General features: G+C 51.8%; 23 protein-coding genes. 7 read left to right on the forward strand and 16 right to left on the reverse strand.

Translation table 11 applies throughout. The features are described from left to right. Positions 1-1,395 (forward strand): NAD(P)(+) transhydrogenase (Re/Si-specific) subunit beta, encoded by a 1,395-nt coding sequence (locus VGN67_RS21925; RefSeq protein WP_327489180.1) that lies wholly within the window; start codon positions 1-3, stop codon positions 1,393-1,395. Between the two features lie 118 nt (positions 1,396-1,513). On the opposite strand, the gene VGN67_RS21930 is transcribed toward VGN67_RS21925, so the two are convergent. Continuing rightward, positions 1,514-2,110, reverse strand: a complete 597-nt coding sequence (locus VGN67_RS21930; protein WP_327489182.1) for a hypothetical protein — start codon at positions 2,108-2,110, stop codon at positions 1,514-1,516. A 315-nt stretch (positions 2,111-2,425) separates the two neighbouring features. Between VGN67_RS21930 and VGN67_RS21935 the strand changes: the two genes are divergently transcribed. After that, positions 2,426-3,520 (forward strand): alginate lyase family protein, encoded by a 1,095-nt coding sequence (locus VGN67_RS21935; RefSeq protein ID WP_327489183.1) that lies wholly within the window; start codon positions 2,426-2,428, stop codon positions 3,518-3,520. A gap of 97 nt (positions 3,521-3,617) precedes the next feature. Here the strand turns inward: VGN67_RS21935 and VGN67_RS21940 are convergent, their stop codons facing one another. After that, positions 3,618-4,205: a hypothetical protein gene (locus tag VGN67_RS21940; RefSeq protein ID WP_327489185.1), complete on the reverse strand. Its 588-nt coding sequence runs from the start codon at positions 4,203-4,205 to the stop codon at positions 3,618-3,620. Between the two features lie 146 nt (positions 4,206-4,351). After that, the gene (locus VGN67_RS21945) at positions 4,352-4,939 is read right to left on the reverse strand and encodes a hypothetical protein (protein WP_327489187.1); all 588 of its coding nucleotides are present in this window, start codon (positions 4,937-4,939) and stop codon (positions 4,352-4,354) included. A gap of 344 nt (positions 4,940-5,283) precedes the next feature. Between VGN67_RS21945 and gatB the strand changes: the two genes are divergently transcribed. The 4 genes from gatB to proC all read left to right on the forward strand — a co-directional run bounded on the left by gatB (position 5,284) and on the right by proC (position 9,491). Further along, complete coding sequence (gene gatB, locus VGN67_RS21950; RefSeq protein WP_327489189.1) at positions 5,284-6,777, forward strand: Asp-tRNA(Asn)/Glu-tRNA(Gln) amidotransferase subunit GatB; 1,494 nt, start codon at positions 5,284-5,286, stop codon at positions 6,775-6,777. A gap of 121 nt (positions 6,778-6,898) precedes the next feature. Continuing rightward, entirely contained in the window at positions 6,899-8,044 is a 1,146-nt protein-coding gene (locus tag VGN67_RS21955) for a TlpA disulfide reductase family protein (RefSeq protein ID WP_327489191.1), read from the forward strand. 50 nt (positions 8,045-8,094) lie between these two features. Beyond that, the gene (locus tag VGN67_RS21960; RefSeq protein WP_327489192.1) at positions 8,095-8,499 is read left to right on the forward strand and encodes a hypothetical protein; all 405 of its coding nucleotides are present in this window, start codon (positions 8,095-8,097) and stop codon (positions 8,497-8,499) included. A gap of 188 nt (positions 8,500-8,687) precedes the next feature. Next, a complete protein-coding gene (gene proC, locus VGN67_RS21965; protein WP_327489193.1) occupies positions 8,688-9,491 on the forward strand; it encodes a pyrroline-5-carboxylate reductase in 804 nt (267 codons plus the stop codon). 124 nt (positions 9,492-9,615) lie between these two features. Here proC and purB read toward each other — a convergent pair whose 3' ends face one another. Continuing rightward, positions 9,616-10,971 (reverse strand): adenylosuccinate lyase, encoded by a 1,356-nt coding sequence (gene purB, locus VGN67_RS21970; protein ID WP_327489195.1) that lies wholly within the window; start codon positions 10,969-10,971, stop codon positions 9,616-9,618. Positions 10,972-11,128: 157 nt separating this feature from the next. On the opposite strand from purB, the gene VGN67_RS21975 reads away from it, so the two are divergent. Continuing rightward, entirely contained in the window at positions 11,129-11,869 is a 741-nt protein-coding gene (locus tag VGN67_RS21975; RefSeq protein ID WP_327489197.1) for an MIP/aquaporin family protein, read from the forward strand. 244 nt (positions 11,870-12,113) lie between these two features. Here the strand turns inward: VGN67_RS21975 and VGN67_RS21980 are convergent, their stop codons facing one another. From VGN67_RS21980 to hisH, 12 genes are all read right to left on the reverse strand, one after another. Next, positions 12,114-13,397 carry a pitrilysin family protein gene (locus VGN67_RS21980; RefSeq protein ID WP_327489200.1) on the reverse strand — a complete coding sequence of 428 codons (1,284 nt, stop codon included), beginning with the start codon at positions 13,395-13,397 and terminating at the stop codon, positions 12,114-12,116. Positions 13,398-13,497: 100 nt separating this feature from the next. After that, positions 13,498-14,694, reverse strand: a complete 1,197-nt coding sequence (gene porV, locus VGN67_RS21985; RefSeq protein WP_327489202.1) for a type IX secretion system outer membrane channel protein PorV — start codon at positions 14,692-14,694, stop codon at positions 13,498-13,500. A gap of 109 nt (positions 14,695-14,803) precedes the next feature. After that, entirely contained in the window at positions 14,804-18,217 is a 3,414-nt protein-coding gene (gene porU, locus VGN67_RS21990; protein WP_327489204.1) for a type IX secretion system sortase PorU, read from the reverse strand. Beyond that, on the reverse strand, positions 18,180-18,797 hold the full coding sequence (locus VGN67_RS21995; protein ID WP_327489206.1) for a hypothetical protein: 618 nt from the start codon (positions 18,795-18,797) through the stop codon (positions 18,180-18,182). The genes porU and VGN67_RS21995 overlap by 38 nt, the downstream gene beginning before the upstream one ends. Positions 18,798-18,867: 70 nt before the next feature. Continuing rightward, a complete protein-coding gene (locus VGN67_RS22000) occupies positions 18,868-19,053 on the reverse strand; it encodes a hypothetical protein (protein WP_327489208.1) in 186 nt (61 codons plus the stop codon). Between the two features lie 144 nt (positions 19,054-19,197). Then, entirely contained in the window at positions 19,198-19,983 is a 786-nt protein-coding gene (locus tag VGN67_RS22005; protein ID WP_327489210.1) for a geranylgeranylglyceryl/heptaprenylglyceryl phosphate synthase, read from the reverse strand. Then, the gene (locus tag VGN67_RS22010; protein WP_327489212.1) at positions 19,964-20,365 is read right to left on the reverse strand and encodes a hypothetical protein; all 402 of its coding nucleotides are present in this window, start codon (positions 20,363-20,365) and stop codon (positions 19,964-19,966) included. Before VGN67_RS22010 ends, VGN67_RS22005 begins: the two co-directional genes overlap by 20 nt. A 179-nt stretch (positions 20,366-20,544) precedes the next feature. Beyond that, complete coding sequence (locus VGN67_RS22015; protein ID WP_327489214.1) at positions 20,545-20,880, reverse strand: phage holin family protein; 336 nt, start codon at positions 20,878-20,880, stop codon at positions 20,545-20,547. Positions 20,881-20,893: 13 nt separating this feature from the next. Continuing rightward, positions 20,894-21,508, reverse strand: a complete 615-nt coding sequence (hisIE, locus tag VGN67_RS22020) for a bifunctional phosphoribosyl-AMP cyclohydrolase/phosphoribosyl-ATP diphosphatase HisIE (protein ID WP_327489216.1) — start codon at positions 21,506-21,508, stop codon at positions 20,894-20,896. Positions 21,509-21,583: 75 nt separating this feature from the next. Beyond that, a complete protein-coding gene (hisF, locus tag VGN67_RS22025; RefSeq protein WP_327489218.1) occupies positions 21,584-22,363 on the reverse strand; it encodes an imidazole glycerol phosphate synthase subunit HisF in 780 nt (259 codons plus the stop codon). A 4-nt stretch (positions 22,364-22,367) separates the two neighbouring features. Next, complete coding sequence (gene hisA / locus VGN67_RS22030; protein ID WP_327489219.1) at positions 22,368-23,096, reverse strand: 1-(5-phosphoribosyl)-5-[(5-phosphoribosylamino)methylideneamino]imidazole-4-carboxamide isomerase; 729 nt, start codon at positions 23,094-23,096, stop codon at positions 22,368-22,370. After that, a complete protein-coding gene (gene hisH, locus VGN67_RS22035) occupies positions 23,093-23,680 on the reverse strand; it encodes an imidazole glycerol phosphate synthase subunit HisH (protein ID WP_327489221.1) in 588 nt (195 codons plus the stop codon). The genes hisA and hisH overlap by 4 nt, the downstream gene beginning before the upstream one ends. Between the last annotated feature and the right edge of the window lie 192 nt (positions 23,681-23,872).

A 23,872-nucleotide genomic window follows, 5' to 3' on the forward strand; every position in this document is an offset into this window, starting at 1 on the left:
ATGAATATACTTGTACAACTTACGTATCTGATATCGGCGGTTTTATTTATCGTAGGTATCAAGAAACTGAACCGCACGCAGGAAGCCCGGCAGGGCAATACCCTGTCGTCAGTAGCGATGCTGCTGGCCATTCTGGCTACTATTGTTCAGGTGGAAGCCCTGACTTTACCCGAAATCCTGATTTGTATTGTAGTGGGTGGGGCCATCGGGATGTTCTGGGCCCGTAAGGTCGAGATGACCCAAATGCCCGAGATGGTGGCTATTTTTAACGGCTTCGGGGGAGCGGCTTCGTTCCTGGTGGCTATGTCCGACTACTGGACCCGCGCCGTTGAACAACCAGACCTGTCTACTGACCTGGTTACCCTCATCAGTATCCTGCTTAGTGTACTGATTGGAGGCTTAACCTTCACTGGCTCGCTTACTGCCTACGGAAAACTTAGTGGAAAAGTGAGCGGTAATGCCATTGTATTCAGCGGCCAGCACCTGCTCAACCTGATACTGCTCATCGTAACTATCATATGCGGGGTACTAATAGCTATGAATACCGACTCGGTGGTAGCTATGCTGGTACTAGCTGCGATTGCCCTGATACTGGGTGTGCTGGTAGTTATACCCATCGGGGGAGCCGATATGCCCGTGGTTATTTCGCTGCTTAACTCGTACTCCGGTATGGCGGCCTGTACCACCGGTTTTGTACTGAATAACTCTGTACTTATTGTAACGGGAGCACTGGTAGGTGCGTCGGGTATTATCCTGACCCAGATTATGTGTAAAGCCATGAACCGCTCGCTGGTAAGCGTATTGCTGGGTGGCTTTGGCGCTACCTCGGGTGCTGCCTCTGCCGCGGGTGGTGGTAGTGAAATGGTAATCAAAGAAGTAGGAGTAGAAGAAGCCGCCATGATCTTTGACTCGGCCTCGTCGGTAATCGTAGTACCTGGTTACGGAATGGCCGTGGCGCAGGCGCAGCACATTGTACGCGAGATGATGGACCTGCTCGAAAAGAAAGGCATCAATGTTCGCTTCGCCATTCACCCGGTAGCGGGCCGGATGCCCGGTCACATGAACGTACTGTTGGCCGAGTCGAATGTACCGTACGATAAGCTCATCGAGATGGAAGAAATCAACGACGACTTCTCTAATACCGACGTAGTACTTATTGTGGGAGCCAACGACGTAGTAAACCCGGCCGCCCGTACCAATCCGGCCAGCCCTATTTTTGGTATGCCCATCCTGAATGCGGACAAAGCACGTACCGTGATTGTGAGCAAGCGCTCTATGGCCGCGGGTTACGCCGGTATCGAAAACGAACTCTTCGGCTACGACAACTGCCTCATGCTCTTCGGCGACGCCAAGTCTACCCTGACTAAGATGGTAGGGGAATTGAAGGAGATGTAGTAGAATTTAGTAGTTATAAATGCTGAAAGAGTGCGGTAGGAGTTTCCTGCCGCACTCTTTCATTTATCCTAAAATAGCTATTTAATTGGTTCATCAGGCAAAGCCTAATCCTCCAGCCTTACTGTTTCAGCCTGACATCTACCAGTTTTACCCTAAATTGCCCCTCTTTGAATTGAGAAATGGGCGAAGTGACTTCTGAATGATTTTTTATCGCCTTATTTTCATCCAATGTAAAAGCAAACCTGCCTTCAATAGTTTGCGATTGTCTGTCGTAGCGGGTAATACGAACCCAGGCAGGAGTACTGCCCTGGTAGTGGTAGTTCTTTGCCATCCCTCCTCCATCAAACAATAACCAGAAATTGGTCATCTCCTGCTCTACCATACGCCGTTTATCAAGCTTTGAAATCTTAAACTTCCCTTTTCGTAAAGGGATATTGTAAATATGTAGCCGCTGGGTAGGAATGCAATCTTCTACGCAACCCGTAATTTTTGGTGATCGAGTTGCCGAACTATTACCCGGGAAATCAATATCCGTAATGAATTGTAAGTTAAATTGCCGGACCGCTTCGGGAGAACTGCCGACTGGTACCAGTCGCTGGGCTTTTCCGGTACCAAACCAAGGAGAATCATTTATGGAGCTAGTGACGTCGTGTCCTGTGGATAGCAGAGGAGGCTTGGTACAGGAGAAGTTAATTAAGACTATCAGCAGAACCAACAGTGTAGAAGCAGGGGTGGATCTTAGAAGGGGCATACGGATTTTGAATGTAGTACCGATTGAAAGGTCTAAAGTATAACTAATTATTTAGGTTTCTTGGGCAGATCAAAAATATTTCAATTTACTTCTACACTTGTCGTCATTAGCTGTCACTCTGGTCATGAGAAATGAATAAAAAGTGCCTTTATCGTAAGTAGGTTAGCTTGATAGTATTCAAAACTACCAGCTGAATCTATTAGATATCACCTCTCTTGCCGTGGCCGGTGTCTCCACCGGACCTATGGTGCCAGGGTATGTACTTAATTTTCTAGTTTAATGAAATTCTATTTCAGCCTTTCTTTACTACTCCTGCTGTCCTTCTGCGCGAAGGCTCAGATCCGGCAAACGCTCCTGCTAACCAACCCGCAGCAGCAGGAAGTAACCAAGCTGGCTCAGACAAACCCCGAAGTCCGGGCGCTGTGGAGACCCGTTGAGCAGGAAGCGCAGCGGTACCTGAACGACGAGCCACGCCCCCTGCGTGTCATCCACTACGAAGGCCTGTTGGATACCAATCCTGACCGAATACGTACTACGGAGAGTCTGAAAGACCTGGATAAAGTGGCCGTGTGGCTGTTCGCCTGGTACGGTACGCAGGATCAGGTCTACGCTCAAAAGATAAAAGAGTACCTGCTGGCCTGGGCAGGTACCTACCAGCCCACCGGCAACCCCATCAACGAAAACAAGCTGGAACCGCTGATCCACAGCTATCGGGTACTTGAAAATTCCTTTTCTAAAGATGAAAAAAGTCGGGTGGATAAATGGGTGACGCAGATAGCAGAAGCAGAAATGGCTTTTCCCCGCATTCCCGAGAATAACTGGAAGGCCAAGCACATTAAGCTGGTAGGTACCATCGGGCTGGTGTTGCAGAAACCCCGGTATCTAAACTACGCCCGGGAGCAGTTTAAAAAGTACATCGAAAAGGCCCTCTACGCCGACGGCACCAGCCGGGACCTGCACCAGCGCGATGCCCTGAGCTACCATGTATCGGGGCTGGACCCCCTGCTGGTCTATGCCATCACGCAGGAACAGCTGGGAGGTAAGCAGAGCGACTTCCATCCGTTCACCTACCAGGGCCCGGAGGGCGGGAGCATCCAAAAATCGGTGGATTACGTAGTACCCTACGCCAAAAGAGAAAAGGTACACGCGGAGTGGGTAAACACCAAAGTAGAGCTGGACCGGCAGCGGGCCAAAGCGGGTCTGGCGCACTACCAGCCCGGAAAGCCGTACGAGCCGGAAGGCTCCCTGGATATGTTTACCCTGGCTTCCTACTTTAATCCAGCTTACCGGGAGGTGATTCAGGTACTTCACAAAGAGGGTTTCAAAGAGTATGATTCGTGGCTGTCGGTGCTGGTGGCGGCGGCGCGGGAGTGAGGCTGATTGTAGGCTATTGCCGTATTACTTTCAGGCTATGGTACTTATACCCGCCAGCGGTTGTTCCAAGCTATCCATAACTAATTTGGCCAGGTCTTCATTCCCTTTTGAACCCAAAACCAAACTTGCCGTTTGTGATGACCAGCGTGTCAGCCAGCGGCAGGGGATAACCCATGACCCCTGTGCGAACGGCTTTTAACTGGAACCTGCCTTCAATCCATCGTTTCTTCTCATCGTAGCGCGTAACTTCCAGGTAGCTCCCTTTATCATCAATCACCCGATAGGCTGCCAAACCCACTAAATCTATATAGCCAGGAGTCGGACGCTCCATTACAGATACCGTAGTCACAATACTATCCAGGGAGCAGAATTCCCATGAAAGATTGGTGCTATACAGAGTATATTGGCGAATAATAGAAGGAATATTAAGTGACAGACGTAGTTGTGCTTCTTTTGTAATGGGTCTGTCGATTGAAGAAGATACTACCTCATGAGAACAAGAACCCAAACGTATTGAATTGGCGTAAAACGTGGGATTTCCTAAATATTGGGAGAAAATCCCGTTTGGATAACTAGGTCCCATAATATCATACGTGACGCTACCCGGCAATACATCAGGATCACGTTCGCAACCCGTGAAGCCAACTATCAGCATCACAAGCCAAACGAGTTTATTTACTTTCATGGTGGTAGCTAACTTTATGAATTTTTACTCCTTGGGGCGTTTGCACCTTGATTAGATATATTCCGTCAGGAATAGCAGCCCGACGATCCATGCCGCCAGCCAAATGTATTTGTTATTTCTCAGGGCATAAGGGTTTTTGTGAGTCTTCATTCCCTTTTAAACCCAAAACCAAACTTGCCGTTTGTTATGATCAGCGTATCAGCCAGCGGCAGGGGGTAGTCCAAGACACCATACCGTACAGCTTTTAACTGGAACCTGCCTTCGATCCACCGTTTCTTCTCATCGTAGCGGGTAACTTCCAGGTAGCTCCCGTTATCATCAATAACCCGATAGACTGCCAGGCCTATCAAATCTATATAACCCGGAGTTGGGCGTTCTTCTACAACTACTGAAACATCTATACTGTCTGTCGAACATTCTTTCCATCGGGAATCGGTACTAAATAAAGTATACCGACCAACATCAGCTGGAATATTAAATCCCAGAGTCAGTTGACTTTCATCAGTTATAACCTTTGAACTAGCAAGTAAAATGGTTTCATTTTTACAGGAGTCAAAACGTTTTGAAGTAGCATAAATTGAGGAATTATTTAAATTAGAATCAAAAATCCCGTTTGGATAACTAGGTCCCATAATATCATACGTGACGCTGCCAGGCAATACATCACGATCACGTTCGCAACCCGTGAAGCCAACTATCAGCATTACAAGCCAAACGAGTTTATTTATTTTCATGGTGATAGCTAACTTTATGAGTTTTTACTCCTTGGGGCGTTTGCACCTTAGTCAAATATATTCCGTCGGGAATAGTATACTTATTAAAAGGAATATGCAGCCGGTGCTTCCCTCTCCTACGTAGCAACTGCCATAGCCTGAAAAGTCGGTCCCTGAAATCGCCCGATTCCGTTAGGCCAAGGACAAATGACTGTTACCTGCGCCCAAGGTACCCCATCCCGGCGTACCAGCCAATACCGTAAATCCGGTATTTTAGTGAACGATCTGGCTGCTCCTAACTACCGCTAACGGCTTCGCTTTCTACGGGCAATCACTTATCTTTGCAGGAGCATCTTTTTTCAGGAATGAGCCCTACCAAACTACAACCGGCCGAGGTATCGGACGAACTTTTAAATAAATACGAGACTGTAATCGGTCTCGAAGTACACTGTCAGCTACTGACCGACTCCAAGCTATTTACTACTGATATAAACCGTTTCGGGGCTGAGCCTAATACCAACGTCAGCGCCCTCACGCTGGCCCTGCCCGGTACCCTGCCCAAATTAAATAAAAAAGCCCTCGAGTACGCCGTGCGCATGGGGCTGGCCTGTGGCTGTGAAATCAGTCGTCGTACTATATTTGACCGTAAAAACTACTTCTACCCCGACCTACCCAAAGGCTACCAGATTTCGCAGGATAAAGCACCTATCTGTCAGGGGGGGGGTATTCTGATTGCTACCAAAGGCGCGGATGGAAAGCCCGTAGAGAAGACCGTCCGGTTGCACCACATTCACCTGGAAGAAGACGCGGGCAAGTCGGTTCACGACGGCAATGACACGGCTACCCTGCTGGACTACAACCGGGCCGGTACCCCGCTGATCGAGATGGTGTCGGAGCCGGACCTGCGCTCGGCAGAGGAAACAGGAGCCTACGTGACGGCTATTCGCCGTCTGGTAAGGTACCTCGACATCTGCGACGGCAACATGGAAGAAGGCTCCCTGCGCTGCGACGTGAATGTTTCTATTCGGTTGAAGGGTGAAACCGAACTGGGTACCAAGGTGGAGGTCAAGAACATGAACTCGATTCGCAACATCATGCGGGCGGTGGAATACGAATGGCGCCGACAGGTAGCCCTGGCCGAAAGTGGAGGTACTATCACGCAGGAAACGCGGATGTTTGACGCGGAGTCGGGCCAGACCTATGGTATGCGGGTGAAGGAAACCATGAATGACTACCGCTATTTCCCCGATCCGGACCTGAGCCCGGTGGTACTTTCGGACGAGTGGATGGAAACGGTCCGGCAACAAATGCCCGCTTTACCCCATGAGCTGCGCGAGAAGTTTGTAACGCAGTACGGCATACCAGCCTACGACGCGGCGGTACTTACGGATACCAAAGAAATAGCCGCATATTTTGAAGAAGTATGCACCCACACCGCCCATTACAAAACCGTCTCCAACTGGCTGATGGGACCGGTAAAATCCTACCTGAACGAAACCGGTGAAGAAATAGAAGCTTTCCCGCTGAAAGCCGCCGTACTGGCCGGACTTATTGAACTGGTAGAATCCGGCGTTATCAGCCATTCGACGGCTACCCAGAAAGCCTTCCCGGCCCTGCTGGAAAATGCGGAGCTATCGCCTAAGGAATTGGCGGAAGCAAATAACTGGCTGCAGAACCGCAATACCGGCGAACTTGAAACGTTGGTAGAAGAAGTATTGGCCGCCATGCCGGATAAAGTGTCAGCCTATCGAAAAGGAAAAAAGGGACTACTGGGACTTTTTGTAGGAGAAGTGATGAAAAAGTCACGCGGAACGGCCGACCCCAAGCTGGTGAACCAATTGCTGGCCGAAAAGCTTTAGCACATGAGTACCAGCTTTAAGCTGGCTATCACGGAATTGAAAAGCTTTTTTTATAAATAGATAACCGGTAGTTAGTAAACCTTATCACTAACTTCTTAAATCCTAATAGCTAAATACGTATATGAAAAGGATGATGTATCTGATGGCGATGGTGCTGTGGGGAGCGTTAGCGATAGCACAACCTGCCGTGACTCCTAAAGAGTTCAACGTACAGGGAAAAGTAAAAAATGGCAGCGCGGGGGAGAAAGTGTACCTGCAGCTGTCGACCAATCCGCCTACGGTACTGGACTCTACTACGCTGGCTGCCGATGGTACTTTTACCTTCAAAGCTACCGAAAAGGAGGGAGGGAATTTTTACATTGTTAATGTGGCCGATCGCCAGAAGATTGTCCTGTTGGTTGAGGGAGGGGAACAGTTTACTCTGGTAGCCGATGGCTACGAGCAGGACCCGAACGGTAAACCCGGTAAGGCCGAAGTAAAGGGATCCAAGAACATGGAGTACTATGGCAAGCTAGTAGACCTGAACCAGGCTATGGTAACCAAAGTGAACAAATGGAACGATGAGTTTGCCAAGGCCAATGAGAAAAAAGACACCAAAAAAGCGCAGGAAATACAGGCCGCTTTTCAGAAAGCCGAAGTGGATCATATCGCCAGAATAAAGGCTTTGATTCCCGAGATGGGTACCTCCATGGTGGCCATCTTTGCGGCTAATAACCTCCTGAACCCCGAGCGTGACCTGGAAATGATGACTGCCGTGGCGGATCGGTTTGCCAAGGAGAATCCTTCTCCCAAAATTGCGCAGGCTTACATTGGGTACCTGAAGCGGATCAAAGGTATTGCGGTAGGCGACGTGGCTCCGGATTTTACCCTCAACACCCCCGAAGGTACTCCCATCAGTCTTTCTTCGTTGCGCGGTCAATACGTTCTGATTGATTTCTGGGCGGCCTGGTGCGGCCCCTGCCGTATGGAGAACCCCAACGTGGTCAGGATGTACAACAAGTACAAAGACAAAGGCTTCACCATCTTTGGCGTATCGCTCGACAACAGCAAGGACGCCTGGCTAGGGGCGATCAAGAAAGACGGCCTGCCCTGGCACCACGGTTCGGAATTGAAAAAATGGAATTCGGAAGTAGCCCAGCTGTATGGCATAAACGCCATTCCGGCTACCTACCTGCTCGATAAAGAAGGTAAAGTTATTGCCAAGAACCTCCGCGGAGCTTCGCTGGAAAACAAACTGGCCGAACTACTGGGAGCAGAGGGGAAATAGAGCATATTTCTGTAAGTCCTCTCCGAAAAGCAAAGCTATTACTACTTTCAATGATGGAGTATAAGCCATACAAAGAGCTATTAAAGCGTTCGTATGACTTTATTGTTGAATATAAATTCTTAACAATAGAGGAAGGAGGAAGATACTCTGGAACACCATTTCAAGGCTATCGCTCAGACTTCTGGTATGAACACAATAATCATGATATAAAAGGTTATTTCATGATCTATCCAGAGTTTCTTGATGAAAGTGGACAAGTCATAACAGATTTAAGTAGCAGAGTGTCTGAGAAAGGTAGGGCGGCTATGTGGATACTCAATGATAAAATGCAAGAGTATCACAGAGACAGGATTAGAGTTGGTACGACTGGTTATTTCTTGGAAGGAGATAAGAAGGTAGCAACTTGTATAGTAACAGAGATAGGTAGCTTGATAGCAGAACCAATAAGTAATTAACCTTAATAGAGCTTGTAAAGCGGTACTATTCTCTTTGGAGTAGTACCGCTTTTTTTGTGCCTTGCCCGTCCAATCCTTCATGGTTCTTTCGGGCCTTACAGGCTCTTTTTTGTATCTTGCCGCCTGTTTCTGAGCCAGGAAGAAAAGCGGCCGAAACAGTTTCAGACTTTAAACTCCTCTTTTAACTCATGAAGATTGCCATTATTGGGTGTGGGAATATGGGTATGGCCTTTGCCCGGGCCTTTTTGAAATTTGATCTGGTCAAAAAAGAAGACTTCCTGCTGGTAGAAAAAAGCCCGGAGCGCATGGATAGTCTGTGTAGCTTTCAGCCGGGGGTACTTACGGGTATCATAGGACCGCAAATCGGGGAGTATGACCTGGTTATACTATCGGTAAAGCCGCAGGATTTCGCCTCGGTGCAGGAGGCGCTGGCGGAGGTACTTCAGCCGCAGCAGGTTATTTTTTCCATCATGGCCGGTATTACCATCGCTACTATCCAGGAAGTTTTGCAGCATCGGTTGGTTATTCGGGCTATGCCCAACACCCCGGCTATGCTGGGTATGGGTATTACGGCCTACGCGGCCTCCCCGGAAGTTGATCGTCAGCAGCTCCGGCGGGTAGAGAACCTTATCAATGCCACGGGCCGCTCGGTGTTTCTGGAAGAGGAAAGCCAACTCGACGCCGTTACGGCCCTCAGCGGAAGCGGCCCCGCCTACTTCTTTTACCTGGTGAAGGCTATGGTAGAAGCCGGAAAGCAGATGGGCTTTGAGGAGTCGGTGGCTTCGCTGCTGGTGAAGCAGACCATGCTGGGCTCCTTCCACCTGATCAACAACGCCGACAAGTCCTTAGACGAATTGATAAAGGCTGTGGCTTCCAAAGGAGGTACTACCGAGGCGGCGCTGCGTCAGTTCGAAGAAGGGGCCTTAGCCGAAACGCTGGCGCGGGGCATTCTGGCGGCAGAGCGCCGGGCGCAGGAATTATCGAAAGGGTAACTTTATTAGTTAAAAGTGAGAAGTGAAAAACGTTAATTCAACTCTCGTTTTTCATCACGGCGGTAGGCGCTTCTCCGGTGACTCGCTTTTCACTCTTCACTTTTAACTTTTCACTTTTCACTAATTAACGACCGTCCTCAACTACTCCCAGGTAGTTGAACGGTGTAATCCGGCGTAGCTCTTCGCGGACCGACTCGGATACATCCAGCGTCTCCACAAAGCGGGTGATAGACTCGTGCGTAATTTTTTCGTTGGTGCGGGTAAGGGCTTTGAGCGCTTCGTACGGCTTAGGGTACCCTTCCCGGCGCAGGATGGTCTGGATCGCCTCCGACACTACCGCCCAGTTATCTTCAAGATCTTGTTTGAGTATCTGTTCGTTCAACTCCAGCTTACCCAACCCTTTCAGCAAAGAATTAAGCGCAATGATCTGGTGCGCAATGGGTACCCCTATGTTGCGAAGTACCGTCGAGTCGGTCAGGTCACGCTGCAGGCGCGAGATGGGCAGCTTGGCCGAAAAATGGTCGAACAGCGCGTTGGCAATCCCCAGGTTACCCTCGGAGTTTTCAAAGTCAATGGGGTTGACCTTATGCGGCATAGCCGAGGAACCTACTTCGCCCGCTTTGATCTTCTGCTTAAAGTAGCTCATGGAGATGTACGTCCACAGGTCGCGGTTCAGGTCTACGAGTATGGTATTTAATCGCTTCAGACCATCAAACGTAGCCGCCAGATTATCGTAATGCTCGATCTGGGTGGTGTGCCGGCTGCGCTTCAGCCCCAGGCTTTCTACAAAGTGATGGCCGAAGTCCATCCAGTCTATGTCCGGATAGGCTACATGGTGGGCGTTGAAGTTGCCGGTAGCGCCGCCAAACTTAGCCGAGTAGGGAACGCACTCCAGCAGTTCAAACTGCCTCTCGATCCGCTCTACAAATACCAGAAACTCCTTACCTACGCGGGTAGGTGAGGCGGGCTGGCCGTGCGTAAAAGCCAGCATGGGTACATTACGCCATTCTATAGACATCCTTTTCAGGACGAAAAGTACCTGCCGGAACATGGGTTTGACCTGTTTTTCAAGGGCATCTTTCAGCGAAAGCGGAATAGCCGTGTTATTGATATCCTGCGAGGTAAGTCCAAAGTGAATAAACTCCTGCAGCTCGCTCAGTCCCAGTGCGTCAAATTTCTCCTTGAGGAAGTATTCGACGGCTTTTACATCATGGTTGGTTTCCTTCTCAATGTTCTTGATATTCAGCGCGTCAGATTCATTAAACTGCTCATAAATGTCACGCAGCCGGGGGTAAAGTTTCTTATCAAAGCGGCTTAGCTGAGGGAGGGGAAGCTCGCAAAGGGCTATAAAATATTCGACCTCTACCCATACCCGGTAGCGAATCAGAGCGTACTCCGAAAAATAAGCCGAAAGCTCCGCTACTTGCTTATGGTAGCGCCCGTCCACGGGTGATATAGCCGTTAGTTGATTTAAAGCCATTAGTGTTGACACATATTGTTTGTTTGCAAAGGTAGGGGATTTAGCGGGTTGTGTTTAAGCCTTTTTGCCTGAAAATCTTCTTTCTGGCATTTGTAGTGGAATTTTTAATACAATTCCCATATTTGCTGAAATTTTATTCCAAACCTCCTTTTACTTTATGCAAACAACTCCCTTTATCGGAGAACTCATGGGCTCGCTCGTACTGCTGCTGCTGGGCGACGGCGTGGTAGCCAACGTAGTACTTAAAAAAACCAAAGGTGAAAACGGCGGCTGGATAGTCATTACTACGGGCTGGGCCTTTGCCGTGGTGATGGGCGTATTCACCGCCAACGCGTTTGGTAGCCCCGACGCGCATATCAATCCGGCGGTAACGCTGGGATTTGCCGTGCTGCACAACGATTACAGTCAGGTACTTAGCTACATAACGGCCCAGATGATTGGTTCGTTTCTGGGGGCCGTGCTGGTGTGGCTGTACTACCTGCCACACTGGAAGGCCACTCCTGACCCCGGCGATAAACTGGCCTGCTTTGCTACGTCACCGGCGATCCGATCCAACGGCCCTAACTTTCTTAGCGAAGTACTGGCTACCTGGATGCTGATCGTGGGTATTGTCGCTATCAGTCAGGCGGGTGCTATTCCCGAAAGCGGTGCTATTCCCTCGGGGCTGGGGCCGTATCTGGTGGGGTTGCTGGTGTGGAGCATTGGACTGTCGCTGGGGGGCTCGACCGGCTACGCCATCAACCCGGCCCGCGATCTGGGGCCCCGGCTTGCGCACGCTGTTCTGCCCATTCCGGACAAAGGCGGTTCCGACTGGGGCTACGCCTGGATTCCGGTCGTAGCGCCCATGGTCGGAGCGGCTCTGGCGGCTCTCATGCTGCTGGTATTTGCTTTTGAGTAAATTGGTAGCGGTAGGCTTTATACGGTCCGCCGCGCGGCTGTAGGTAGTAAGCTTTTTCTGCCATCGCTGGTGCTTTCACCGGTGATGGGTCAGAAGCTCTATTCCACAAAAAGGGGAGGAGTAAGCCAGGTTGCCGAGAAGAAAGTCGCGGGAGACAACTCCCGCGACGGCGAACAGTAGGACTAAAGACTGTCTTAAGTAAAAAAAGCTTACGGCCTAAAGCATACAGCCTATAGCCCCAAATCTACTTTCCTCCAACGACTACCTCGGTCATATCATCAACAGGCAGGTACTGGTTGGCCATTTGCAGGATATCTTCGGCGGTGGTAGCGTGAATCTGGTTTATGTACTGTTCGAAGAAGTCGGCCGGTAGCTCGTCCAGCAGGAGTATCTTCTGGCGGTCGGCTACTTCAAACGCCGTGTTGAGTGAGCCGGCGAATTCACCCGCCATAAAATTTTTGACGTTCTGTAGCTCATCGTCCGGCACGGGCTGGGTTTGCAGTACCTGTATTTCCTTCCTGATTTCGTCGAGCGTTTGCTGGGTGAATTCTTTTTTTACATCGGTACCAATGGTGAAGTACCCCGCGTGGCGAAGCGTAACTACACTGGACGAAATACCGTAGGTCAGGCCTTTCTCCTCCCGTATGTTCTTCATGAGTCGTGACCCAAAGTACCCTCCCAGGATTTCATTCGTAACCAGCAGCCGGAAATAGTCGGGATGCTTGCGGGTAAACAACGGCTTGCCCACCCGAATAGACGACTGCAGGCTATCCGCTTTTTCAACCAGCTCGGTACTTGCCCCGGCGGGGAGGCCGGTCAGGGCAGCGTCGGCTTCGGTAGGAGGCAGGAGGCCCTGAATTTGCCCCAGGTACTGATTCACCAGCCCGATTTCCGACTGGCCCACCTGCCCCGACAGGATAATACGGTAGCGGCTGTTCCGGATGTGCTGCTCGTAGTGGGCCTGGGCGGCTTCCCGGCTCAGCTGGTTTATCTGCTCCTCGCTCTGGCTGCGGCCGTAGGGGTGCTCACTACCAAACAAACTGCTGCGCAAGTACCTGGTGGCCAGAAAGGCGTTTTTCTCCTGGTTAACGCGCAGGTTCTGTAAGGTAATGTTGCTGAGGTCCTCCCATTCCTTTTCGGGAAAAGTAGCCGAGGCAATCAACTCCTGTACCAGGGGAAGTACTTCGGGCAGGAAGCGGGCCAGGCAGTAGACAACAATGCCGGAGCGGTCGGCGGAGTGGGTCATTTCGGTAAAAGCGCCTACGTAGTCAAAGGCTTCGCTGATTCCCGCCGAGCTGCGCGATACGGTACCTTCGGGCAGCATCTTGATGGCGAAGTAGGAAGCGCCGGGCTGAGACTCGTACCAGGTACCAGCCTCAAATATGCACTCCAGCCGTACAACCGGCTGCTCGCCAATATTAATTGCGTGCAGGGCTATTCCATTGTCGAGGGTGACCGTTTCGGCCTCGGGCAAATGGATGGAGCGGATGATGCGGTAGGAGGGAGCTATAGTTCTATCAAGTTGCATGGGCGTTGTGGGTCATGAAGGCTATAAAAAACGAATGACATCCGGAGGGGACGTCATTCGTACTATGATACAAACTCTGCGGCGGCAGAATTAGTTTTCATTATTCGTCCAGGTCGTCCAGGCTGGCTTTGCTTTTATTATTCAGATTCATGGAAAGCGACAGGCGCAGGGTCTGGGCCAGCGGGCTGCCCTGGCGTACGGGCATCAGGTAGGCAAAGTCAAGCGCGTATTTCTCCTGGAAGCGGGCGCCGAAGCCGACCGTAAAGAACTTGCGGTCACCCTTCATCCGGCTTTCGCTGAAATAGCCAAAACGGGCCGCGAATACATCATTATACCAGTATTCTACTCCGGACGAAATAGAGATTTCTTTTACTTCTTCGCTAAAACCATCGGGGGCGTCGGCAAAGGAACCAAATATACCCGTCATGAGGGGCAGCTCCCGGGGGTCTCTGCCCCGTACGGCTACGTATTGCCCGCCCTGGTAGCGCCAAACCGGCGGAGTAGGTACCATCAGCTTATTGGCGTCCAGTACAAAGTTGAAGCGGTTGCGCCCGTCGGCGGTGTAGGAAATCCCCGTTCCTAATTTCAGGTTGGTAGGAATAAAGAATCTGTCATCACTACCGTAGGATACCTTACCACCCAAGTTGGATATCATGGCTCCCCACGACCAGGTCAGGTTGCTGCCGGTTTCAAGATTAGCAAACTCTTTCTTATAGTAAGCACTGATATCACCCGCGGCCGTAGTAGCCGGCCGTACCGAAAAGCCACTCACCACCGCGTTACCAGCCAGGTTGGAGTAAATATATTTTAAGGACAGCCCCATCGAAAAATTCTGGGAAAGCTGCCGACTATAAGTACCGGCCACGGCCAGTTCCTGGGCTACAAAATAGCCGATATTTATACCGCGGTTATTGCGCAGGTCAATTTCCCCGTTATTAAAATAGTTTAGCGACAAGGCTACTACCTGTCCTTTACCTACCTTCTTGTAGCCGGTCAGGTACGTTAGGAACATATCGTCGACCAGGTTGCGTAGCCAGGGCGTATAGGAAATTGATACACCAAAGTCTTTGTCGGTATAAGGAAGTTTGGCCGGGTTCCAGAAAGAGGCGTTCGCGTCCGGACTCAGGGCCACGCCGGCGTCGCCTAAGGCAGCGCTGCGGGCGTCGGGAGTAAAGTTAAGGAAAGCAAGTGGTGTGGTTGGAATGCGCCGGGTGGTGTCGGTGGTAAGCGGCTGAGCAAGCAGGTCGCCTCCCCAAAAAAGTAATAAAGAAGATAAACTAACGAAAAAACGTTTCATATTTCTTTGGTTTTGCTGGCAGAGGACCACGGGGCACACTCAGACAGGGAAGTCAAAATTACGACGAAAGTAACAGAATAATATATTTTTTTACAACAATTCACCTCAATCACCGTGCCATAAGAAGTTTGCCCGCCCGGCGGTCGTTAGAACCATCCTTTGTAGAACGTACCGATACCTCGTACAGGTATGTACTGACACCGTTTGCTAATACAGATTGCAGTATTTCGGGCTGGAGGGTTTGGCGCAAGATTTTCGGACTGTTATAGTATGTTTGATGGGAAGTATGCAAGATTTGACCGGACAAATTTAATATTCTGAAATGGACTTCTATGTCTTCGTTGTCGCGGCTGTGCTCAATCTCAAACGATAGCTGGTCCTGAACGGGGTTAGGAAATACTACCGCCCGCACCAGCTTTATTCCGGACTCAGACCCAACTATGAATCGCAACGTTATTTCGGAAGAGTTAGTATATGTATCCCATATTTTTATGTGTACGGTATAGGTACCGGCGGGAAGTGGCCCCAACGGAAACCGAATAGTACCCCGGCGGAAGTCGTCGGTCTGGGCTACAAAGTAGTCGGTAAGTACATAGGTAACGGAGTCGTTGAGCGTGGCTACCAGCTCGTGCCCCAGGCCCGCCCGCGACAGGTTAATACCACTTTCGTCGGAGGCTTCAATCCACAGTACCGGGGCCGCAGGTACTACCTGGTCATTTTGAAAACTGCGGTCGTTGAGGTAGGCTTTTAGCTGGGGCGGCGTGCGGTCCGTCAGGTTGTTCTCACTGCCTCCTACCACCACGCCCAGCTGCCCGGCCGCGTCGCGGAGGCTGTCGGTACTAACCATGTACACGCTGACCCGACCCTCACCGGGGCGGTAGTCAATGTTGCGGGGTACTACGAATTCCGTGGTGAACCGGCCGTTCCTGACGCTGACGGTACCATCAAAAAGTTTGTTTCGGTATTCATAATAAGTCGCCGGACTGCCACTTTCCGCGCCCGCTGTCCTGAAGCTGACGGGCTTGTCAAATACAGTGACGCGGGCGGTACCGTTAAAATCGGTCTGGGTCAGGGTGTCTCCGGTTTGGGTTACTGTACCCCGGAGCGTTACTTTTTGCAGCGCACGCAACGTATCGGGTTTGGTTTCCCAGCGTACTTCATATTCGGGCCGGGCCAGTTGCATGGAAGGGTCGCCGAGCAGGGCGAAATTCCGGTTGAGACTCCCGCTGAGGCTATTGTTTTTGGTAAGCCGGACTATATCGCCCATGCGCCCCCGGGGGCGCGTGGCTACAAAAGCCTCGTAAAATGCTTTGTTAAGGGAAAAGTTGGTACTGGCAAAGACCGGCCGGGTAGTAGTAACGGCCCCAATGGCGGCTCCGCGGGGGCTAAGTACCATCAGTTCGGCCCCCGATACGAGGGCGGGGTCGTCGTAGCGGCCAAACTCACAGGTAGCCGTCACGAGCAGGGGCATATTGTCATACCCACGCACCGACTGCATATCGGCCAGGGTAAGTACCTGCTCCTCGGCCCAGCCGCCAATACCCCCGTGACCGGTGTAGTTTAAGACCAGGGTACCTTCGTCAATATGCTGGCGAATGCTGGTGTTGAGCGACGGAACTTTCTGTCCTTCCGGCGTGGAAAGTTGCGGAAAGGCATCCACAAAAAGGCGCTGGGGAAGCAGATAAGGTTGGATAATAGTGGCCAGCTCGTTGGCGTGTTGCTGGTGAATATTTCCGTCGCCATCGTCGGCCACAAAGCTGAGGCGGTTGCGCCAGGCCCCCCTGGTGCGGGAGGAGGTAGCGTAATAGATAAGCTTGTCTACTACCGTACGGGCTTCTTCGACCGTTTTGACGGGCAGGCGCCCTATGCCAATTTCCAGGGTATGGTCGCCGCCGGTGGTTTCGTTCCAGTTACCCTCACCGTCTTCCAGGAATCCGAAATAGTCGTCTGATGAATAGGTAAATACCGGGTGCAGCGACTCGCGGCTTTCGTAAGTTGGTACCCAGCCTAGTTGCTGCACCGGCGACTGACTGCGGCCACGATTGCGGTAGTCGTAGGTAGCGTCGCCAAAGAGCAGCAGGTACTTTAGCTTGCCGGGCGACTGCCGGTACAGATGCCGGGCAAAATCGCGGATAGCCGACACATCCGGACGGCCCGAAGCAAACTCATTGTACACCTGCCCGGTAGTGACTACGAGTACCTCCAGGCCATCGTGCTGCCGTCGTAACTGCGCCAGCCGCTGCGCTTCTGACGCCCAGGCCGGGGCCGTTACTATCAGTAAGTCAGGTACCGGGCGGCCATACAAATCCTGATTTGGTACCGGCTGCCACCCCTGCGGCTCGAGCGCCTGCTGGGGCAGGAAGCCCACGTAGGTACGCGCCTGCCGCGCCCCGTGCGTGCGGAACTGGGCGGTACCCTCGGCGGTACGCTGCAGGAGGGACCGGGCGGGCTGTTGCGCGTCGGTTACGTCCCACCATTGCCAGTCGGGGGAGGTAGTTTGTATCCGGTACAGCACGGTATCCGTCGTAGCGGGTCGGAAACGGTACAGCTGCTGTGCATCGTACTGGCGCAGGTACCGCCTGGTTTGTAAAGCCACGTAGTCAAGGTAGGCCTGGGCGTTGGCCTGAGTACCCTTTTCAAAAAGTACCCCCACCGAAAAAGCAGACGGAGGCGTGTCGGTTACTTTGAAAGCATATTCCTTTTCGACGGTTTGGGCCCGGAGGTCGTAGCGGTAGGTCGAAACCGTTCCCACGGGCTGCTCCCCCACCTCCCGGTCGTTGACCTGCCAGCGGAAGCGGGTAGCTACCTGGGCCGAAGCAATGGCCCGCGTCCGGAGCCGGGCCTCCGTACCGGGTACTATCCCCGGCAGCGGTACCGGCAGCCTGAGCTGGCTACTGAGGCCCAGGTACTCGCCCCACCACTCGCGGCCCGACTGCAACAGGTTCACTGCTTCTTCCTCACGAAACCAGTAGTCGTCAAACTGCTCCACCACAGTGCCGCCTGCCGCACCAATACCGGGCCTGTCGGCCACCCGAAGCCCCGGTACCTGCCCTACCGTAAGAAAATAGTAGCTGGTGTCGGCGTAGTAGTTAACCTGGTGGCGAAACCCCGCCTGAGCCGGGTCGTACCAAACCTGATGCGGCGCGTCGGCGTAGAAGTACAGCGCGTCGTTGTCATCAAACCGGCCGTCTTCCTGTCCGGTAATCCAGATTCTGTTTTGGGTAAGACCCCGGGGGCGGGAGGTACTATTCGGCTGGGGGAGCATAGCCCCGCCGTTCCCGTAAAGCTGTAGGTACTGCGGGTTTAGGGTAGTGAGGTCAAAGCCCATTTTGCGCAGGAGGGCGGCATTGAGCCGGTATACACCAGTTTGGGTGGTACTTAGCTTATACCAGGAGCCGATAGACAGCGGGGCCGACGGCTGGGCCTGGGTAGTAGCCGACAGCATACCTCCACCCGCTACCACCAGCTGGGCGGCGTAACGTAGGTTAGTCAGTAAGTACTTCGCTTTGTTCCACCAGCGCATGGGCAGGAATGGTATAGCGGCGTTGAGACGCCTTTTCGGTGCAGAGTACGCGGGTGCGCCTTAAGGTACCCCGGATAAATTCTCTCTTTTGAAAAACGAAAATACTTCCCTCGCTTAGGTGCAGCAGGGGCATTTTATTATGCTCTCCGGTGGTGTCGTACTGCTTAAGGGCCAGAAGAAGCGCCGCATCACTGCCGGTAGAAGCTTTGGGATTGCGGGCATAGCGCTGCAGGGGCAGGAGGATGTCGGCCGGAAGTATCGCTTCGGTCAGGACGGGCTGGAGCAAGTCGCTAAACAGATTTTTCCATTCGGGTCCGTGGGGCGCTACCTTTCGGCGATACCGGCGGAACACCGCGCAGTGAGCTACTTCGTGAATATAGGTAACCAGAAAGTTGTACGGATTAAGATTGGCATTGACCGTAACACGGGGGCGGCTGCCGGGCTTGACCGTAAAGTCACCCAGGCGGGTACGGCGGGGGCGCGAGATGCGCAGGTCAAAATCGTACTGCTGCCAGAGTTGCTCGCAGTAGGCCAGGGTAGTGGCCGGAAGGTACCGGGCTAAGACCACTTGAATTTCCATAGCCCAAATAAAAAAAGAAAAGCCTTATTTACATAAGGCTTCCCATTTTCTTTTGACGTTTCGTCAATGATTAGCGGATAGTAGTATCAGCAGCCATTGTAGTATCCATAGCCATTGTATCAGTAGCCATAGGATCTACGATAGCAGTGTCAACACTAACAGCAGTAGTATCAGCAGCCTCTTCAGAAGGCTTGCTTGTACAAGCTGCGAAAGTTACCATTGTAGCTACGAAAGCGAAAGCAAGTACTTTTTTCATTTTTTGCGGTGTTTTAAGGTTTGCGATACAAAAGTAGCACAAAAATTTAATTGTCAACACCTAAGTCGTTGTATTTTTCCAAGAACTTAAAATTTCCTTAGAAAATAATGTGAATGCTTTCTTTTGTACAAGAAATCCTTCTATTTAGTTAATTTTGGCTATCCGTACCGACTGAGTATTAAAGGATTTGATACAGCGGGCTACTTCGGGCAGCAGTTCAGGATTGTGTTCTATACCATTCCCTACTACCACTACGTCGGCTCCGGCCTTCAGGGCAGTGTAGGCTTTTTCGGCGGTATTGATTCCGCCCCCCACAATAATGGGAGTCGTAACTACATCACGTACAGCCTTGATTAGGGCGCCTGGAACGGGCTCCTGGGCTCCGCTACCGGCGTCGAGGTACATGTACCGAAGGCCGAGCATTTCGCCGGCCATGGCGGTGCACGCGGCCACGCTGGGTTTGTCGCGCGGGATAGGAATGGTGTTGCTGATGTACGACACGGTAGTAAGCTTTCCGCTCTCAATCAGCATATAGCCGGTGGGTAATATTTCTATGCCGCTTTTGCGCAGAATGGGCGCCGCAATAACGTGCTGACCGATAAGCAGCTCAGGGTTGCGACCCGAGATCAGCGAAAGGAGCAGAATGGCGTCGGCCGAGGGATCTATGTGCAGGCTGTTGCCCGGGAAAAGAATAGCAGGGATAGAAGTATGCGTATGAATAGCGGCGATAAGCTGATCGATGGCATAGTGCGTGACCAGGCTTCCTCCCACAAAAAACAAGTCAACGCCTTCGCTCTCGGCATACCGCAGAAAAGCGGGGAAAGTAGCTATGTCCACCTTGTCGGGGTCCAGCAGTACCGCAAAGGATTTTCTTCCTTCGTTCCGTTTTTTCGAGAGTAGCGATGCTATGTTACAGTTCGTTTTGTGCATGCGTGTGGTGCTCTGCTTCCAGAAAATTAGTTAGCCTTGTACGTGCCCAGGTCAGCGCCATTGTCAGGGCCATGCCCTGCAAAGCACTACCAAAGGAGCTACTGCTGCTTTTTTTGTCAGCAGCAGGGGGAAGGGAAGTATTGGTGTCTTCTTTGGCGTCTGGCAGCAAGGCTTCCATAATCAGATATACGCCCGTTACTACTCCACCTATCACTAAGGCATGTTTTCCGTAGTGCAGGGTATCATCCTTTACATCATCCCACTGCGCTTCGAGGCGTTTTCGATAGCGTTCTACCAGGGTCAGTATTTCTTTTTTTTGTTCCTGAGTATTATAAGGGAAAGGCTGATACGCAGGGGAGGTATTCTCAAACGAAAAACGCATAAATGGGTTTTATATATAGCCTACTGGCGCTAAAATTAAGGAAAAGTAACGAATTGAACGAAACCAGCGATGGCTGTACCGGGTATTTTATGGCTGTCCGGGCTTCGCGGCTGTACTTTTCCGGGGGTCGTCAGGTTTTAAAGTCTAAACGGGTCCGGGGCTTTGACTACCGCTATGCCTTAGTCCAGGATAGCTCCTAAAATAGCGGACACCACCGATACAATAAGGCTGAACAGCAGCGCCGATATAAAACCACCGACATCAAAGCCCGCCACCAGAAAGTCTACCAGGTATATGATAAAGACGTTCACCACAAAATAGAACAGCCCCAGTGTCATGATGGTAATCGGCAGGGCCAGGATCTGGAGGACCGGCTTTAGAAAGGTATTAAGCAAGCCCAGCACGATGGCCACAACAATAGCGCTACCAAGACCATCGAGGATAACTCCGGGCAGGAGGTTGGCGGCGAGTAAGACAGCTAGCGTATTAACAACCAGGCGTATTAGTAAACTCATAGTTTATAAAGGGTTAGCGGTGACGGCTACTAAGTACGTCAATTACCTCATCTAAATCAACGTTTTTGTGTTCCAGCAGCACCAGGAGATGAAAGAGCAGATCCGCTACCTCACTCTTGAACAAATCTGCGTTATCGTCCTTTGCCTCTATTACTACCTCTACCGCCTCTTCCCCCACCTTCTGCGCGATTTTGTTAACCCCGCGCCCGAATAGCTTGCTGGTGTAGGACTCCTCCGATGGGTTCTGCTTCCGCTCCCTGAGTACCTGTTTCTGCAGGTAATTAAGGAACGGCGCTTTGCCGGTATTTGTTTCGCCGAAGCAGGTATCCGCACCCGTGTGGCAGGTAGGGCCGGCCGGAGTGGCCTTGATGAGTAGGGTGTCCCCGTCGCAGTCGACCAGGATCTGCTTCACGTGCAGGAAGTTATCGGAGGTTTCGCCTTTGGTCCAAAGGCGCTGCTTGCTCCGGCTGAAGAAGGTCACTTTGCCCTCGGCCTGGGTCTTTACCAGCGCTTCCTGGCTCATGTAGCCCAGCATGAGTACTTTGCCGGTAGCGGCATCCTGCACCACAGCGGGTACCAGGCCCCCGGCCGACTTGCTGAAATTTATAGTAGTAAGGTCCGTATTCATTTCAATATGGAGATATTGATCTTTTATGTAATATAATCGCTCAAAGCTAACACCTAATAACCTAACCGCTACTATCTAGTTAGTCATGCGCACAGGCAGGCTGTGCTCGCGCAGGTAGTTTTTCAGATCGGGAATAGGAATTTCTTTAAAATGAAAAATACTGGCCGCCAGACCCGCGTCGGCTTTCCCCTTGGTAAATACCTCCTGAAAATGCTCCATGGTACCTGCTCCTCCCGAAGCTATAATGGGAATATTGGCATTGCCGGAAATAGTGGCGGTCAGTTCCAGCGCAAAGCCCCCCTTGGTACCGTCGGTATCCATGGATGTAAGCAGAATTTCCCCCGCGCCCCGGTCTTCTACTTCTTTCGCCCAAGGTATGGTACGCAACTCGGTAGGTTTGCGACCACCGTGCGTATGTACTATATGCTCTTGGGGCATGCCTTCGCCCAGAGAAATATAGCGGGTGTCAATAGCCACCACAATACACTGACTCCCGAATTCCAGCGCCAGCTCGTTGATTAGGTCCGGGTTGCGTACCGCGGCCGAGTTGATCGATACCTTGTCGGCTCCCGCGTGTAGCAGGGCCGACACGTCGGCCTTGGACGAGATACCCCCGCCTACCGTGAACGGGATATTGATGGTATGGGCCACCCGGTGTACCAGTTCCAGCAGGGTTTTACGCTGCTCGACCGTAGCCGTAATATCCAGAAACACCAGTTCGTCGGCGCCCTGCTCCGCGTAGGCAGCAGCCAGCTCCACGGCGTCGCCCGCGTCGCGCAGGTTCAGGAAATTGACGCCCTTGACCGTACGGCCGTCTTTTACATCCAGGCAAGGTATAATGCGTTTTGTCAGCATCTTGTTAATTGGTTACCAAAAACCGTTTCAGCTCGTCCAGGCTGATGCGGTTTTCATAAATAGCTTTGCCGATAATAACCCCGAAAAGATTCATCTCCGCCAGTTTTTCTACATCCTTTATATCACTCACGCCACCGCTGGCAATGATGTGCAACTCGGGACATTTGTCCTGTAGGTTCTTGTACAGGTCGTAAGAAGGCCCCTGCAGCAGCCCGTCTTTGGCTACGTCGGTACTGATGGTGTAGCGGACGCCCTTTTCGACGTACTCTTCGACAAAGTCATAGACCCACAGCGAGGTACCTTCTTCCCAGCCGCTCACGGCCACTTTTTCGTTGCGGGCGTCGGCTCCCAGGATAATCCTGTCCCCGCCGTATTGGTCGAGCCAACTCTTGAACAAGTCGGGCTGTTTGACGGCCACGCTGCCGCCGGTTACCTGCTTGGCTCCGCATTCAAAAGCGATGCGCAGGTCTTCGTCCGACTGTACACCGCCCCCAAAATCAATGTGCAGGCGCGTCCGTGATGACAGTGTTTCGAGTACCTTCCAGTTAACTATCTTCTTGGCTTTGGCACCGTCGAGGTCTACCAGGTGCAGGCGGGTCAGGCCCGCGTCTTCAAACTGCTGCGCTACTTCCAGCGGATGCTCGTTGTATATCTTTTTCTGACTGTAGTCGCCCTGGGTCAGGCGTACGCACTTGCCTTCTATGAGGTCTATGGCGGGTATTATCTGTATCATAGCGTCAGGAAGTTATGGAGAATCTGCTGCCCTACGTGTCCGCTGATTTCGCAGTGGAACTGAGCCGCATAAAAGTTATCCCTATGCAGCATGGCACTGAACGGCCGGATGTACTCGCAGGTAGCCACGGTATACCCACAGACGGGCGCGGCGTAGCTATGGACAAAGTACACGTAGGCGTCGTCGGGCAGGCCCTGGGTGAGCGGGGAGGTGTGGTTATAGATATTGTTCCAGCCCATGTGGGGTACTTTATAGCCGGGCGTAGCCGGAAAGCGCTGTACATCCACGTCGAAAATACCCATGCAGGGCGTACTGTTTTCTTCGGAGTAGCGGCACATGAGCTGCATACCGACGCAGGTACCCAGCACCGGCTGCCTGAGCGAAGGAATGAGCCGGTCCAATCCTTTTTCGCGCAGGTAATTCATAGCCGTACTGGCCTCGCCCACGCCGGGGAATATCACCTTATCGGCCGTACGAATTTCGGCTTCGTCGTCGGTGTAGAGGTATCCGGCGCCGAGACGGTCCAGGGCGTACATGACCGACTGCACGTTACCAGCGTTGTATTTAATAATAACAGTTTTCAAGTCTTTAGGTACTTAGCTGTTAGGCTGTAGTTGTTAGCTTATTCTAATTCAAGATATTCGTATACTTAAGATAGTTCTATAAACTTTTTATTTCTTTTCGCATACTTCCCCTTCTCTAACAGGAGAAGGGGCCGGGGGTTGAGTTGAGGTAAAAGTAAAAACGAAGCCCGACTCTATAAAGAACCGGGCTTC

The organism is Telluribacter sp. (genome assembly GCF_035998675.1).
GTDB lineage: Bacteria > Bacteroidota > Bacteroidia > Cytophagales > Spirosomataceae > Telluribacter.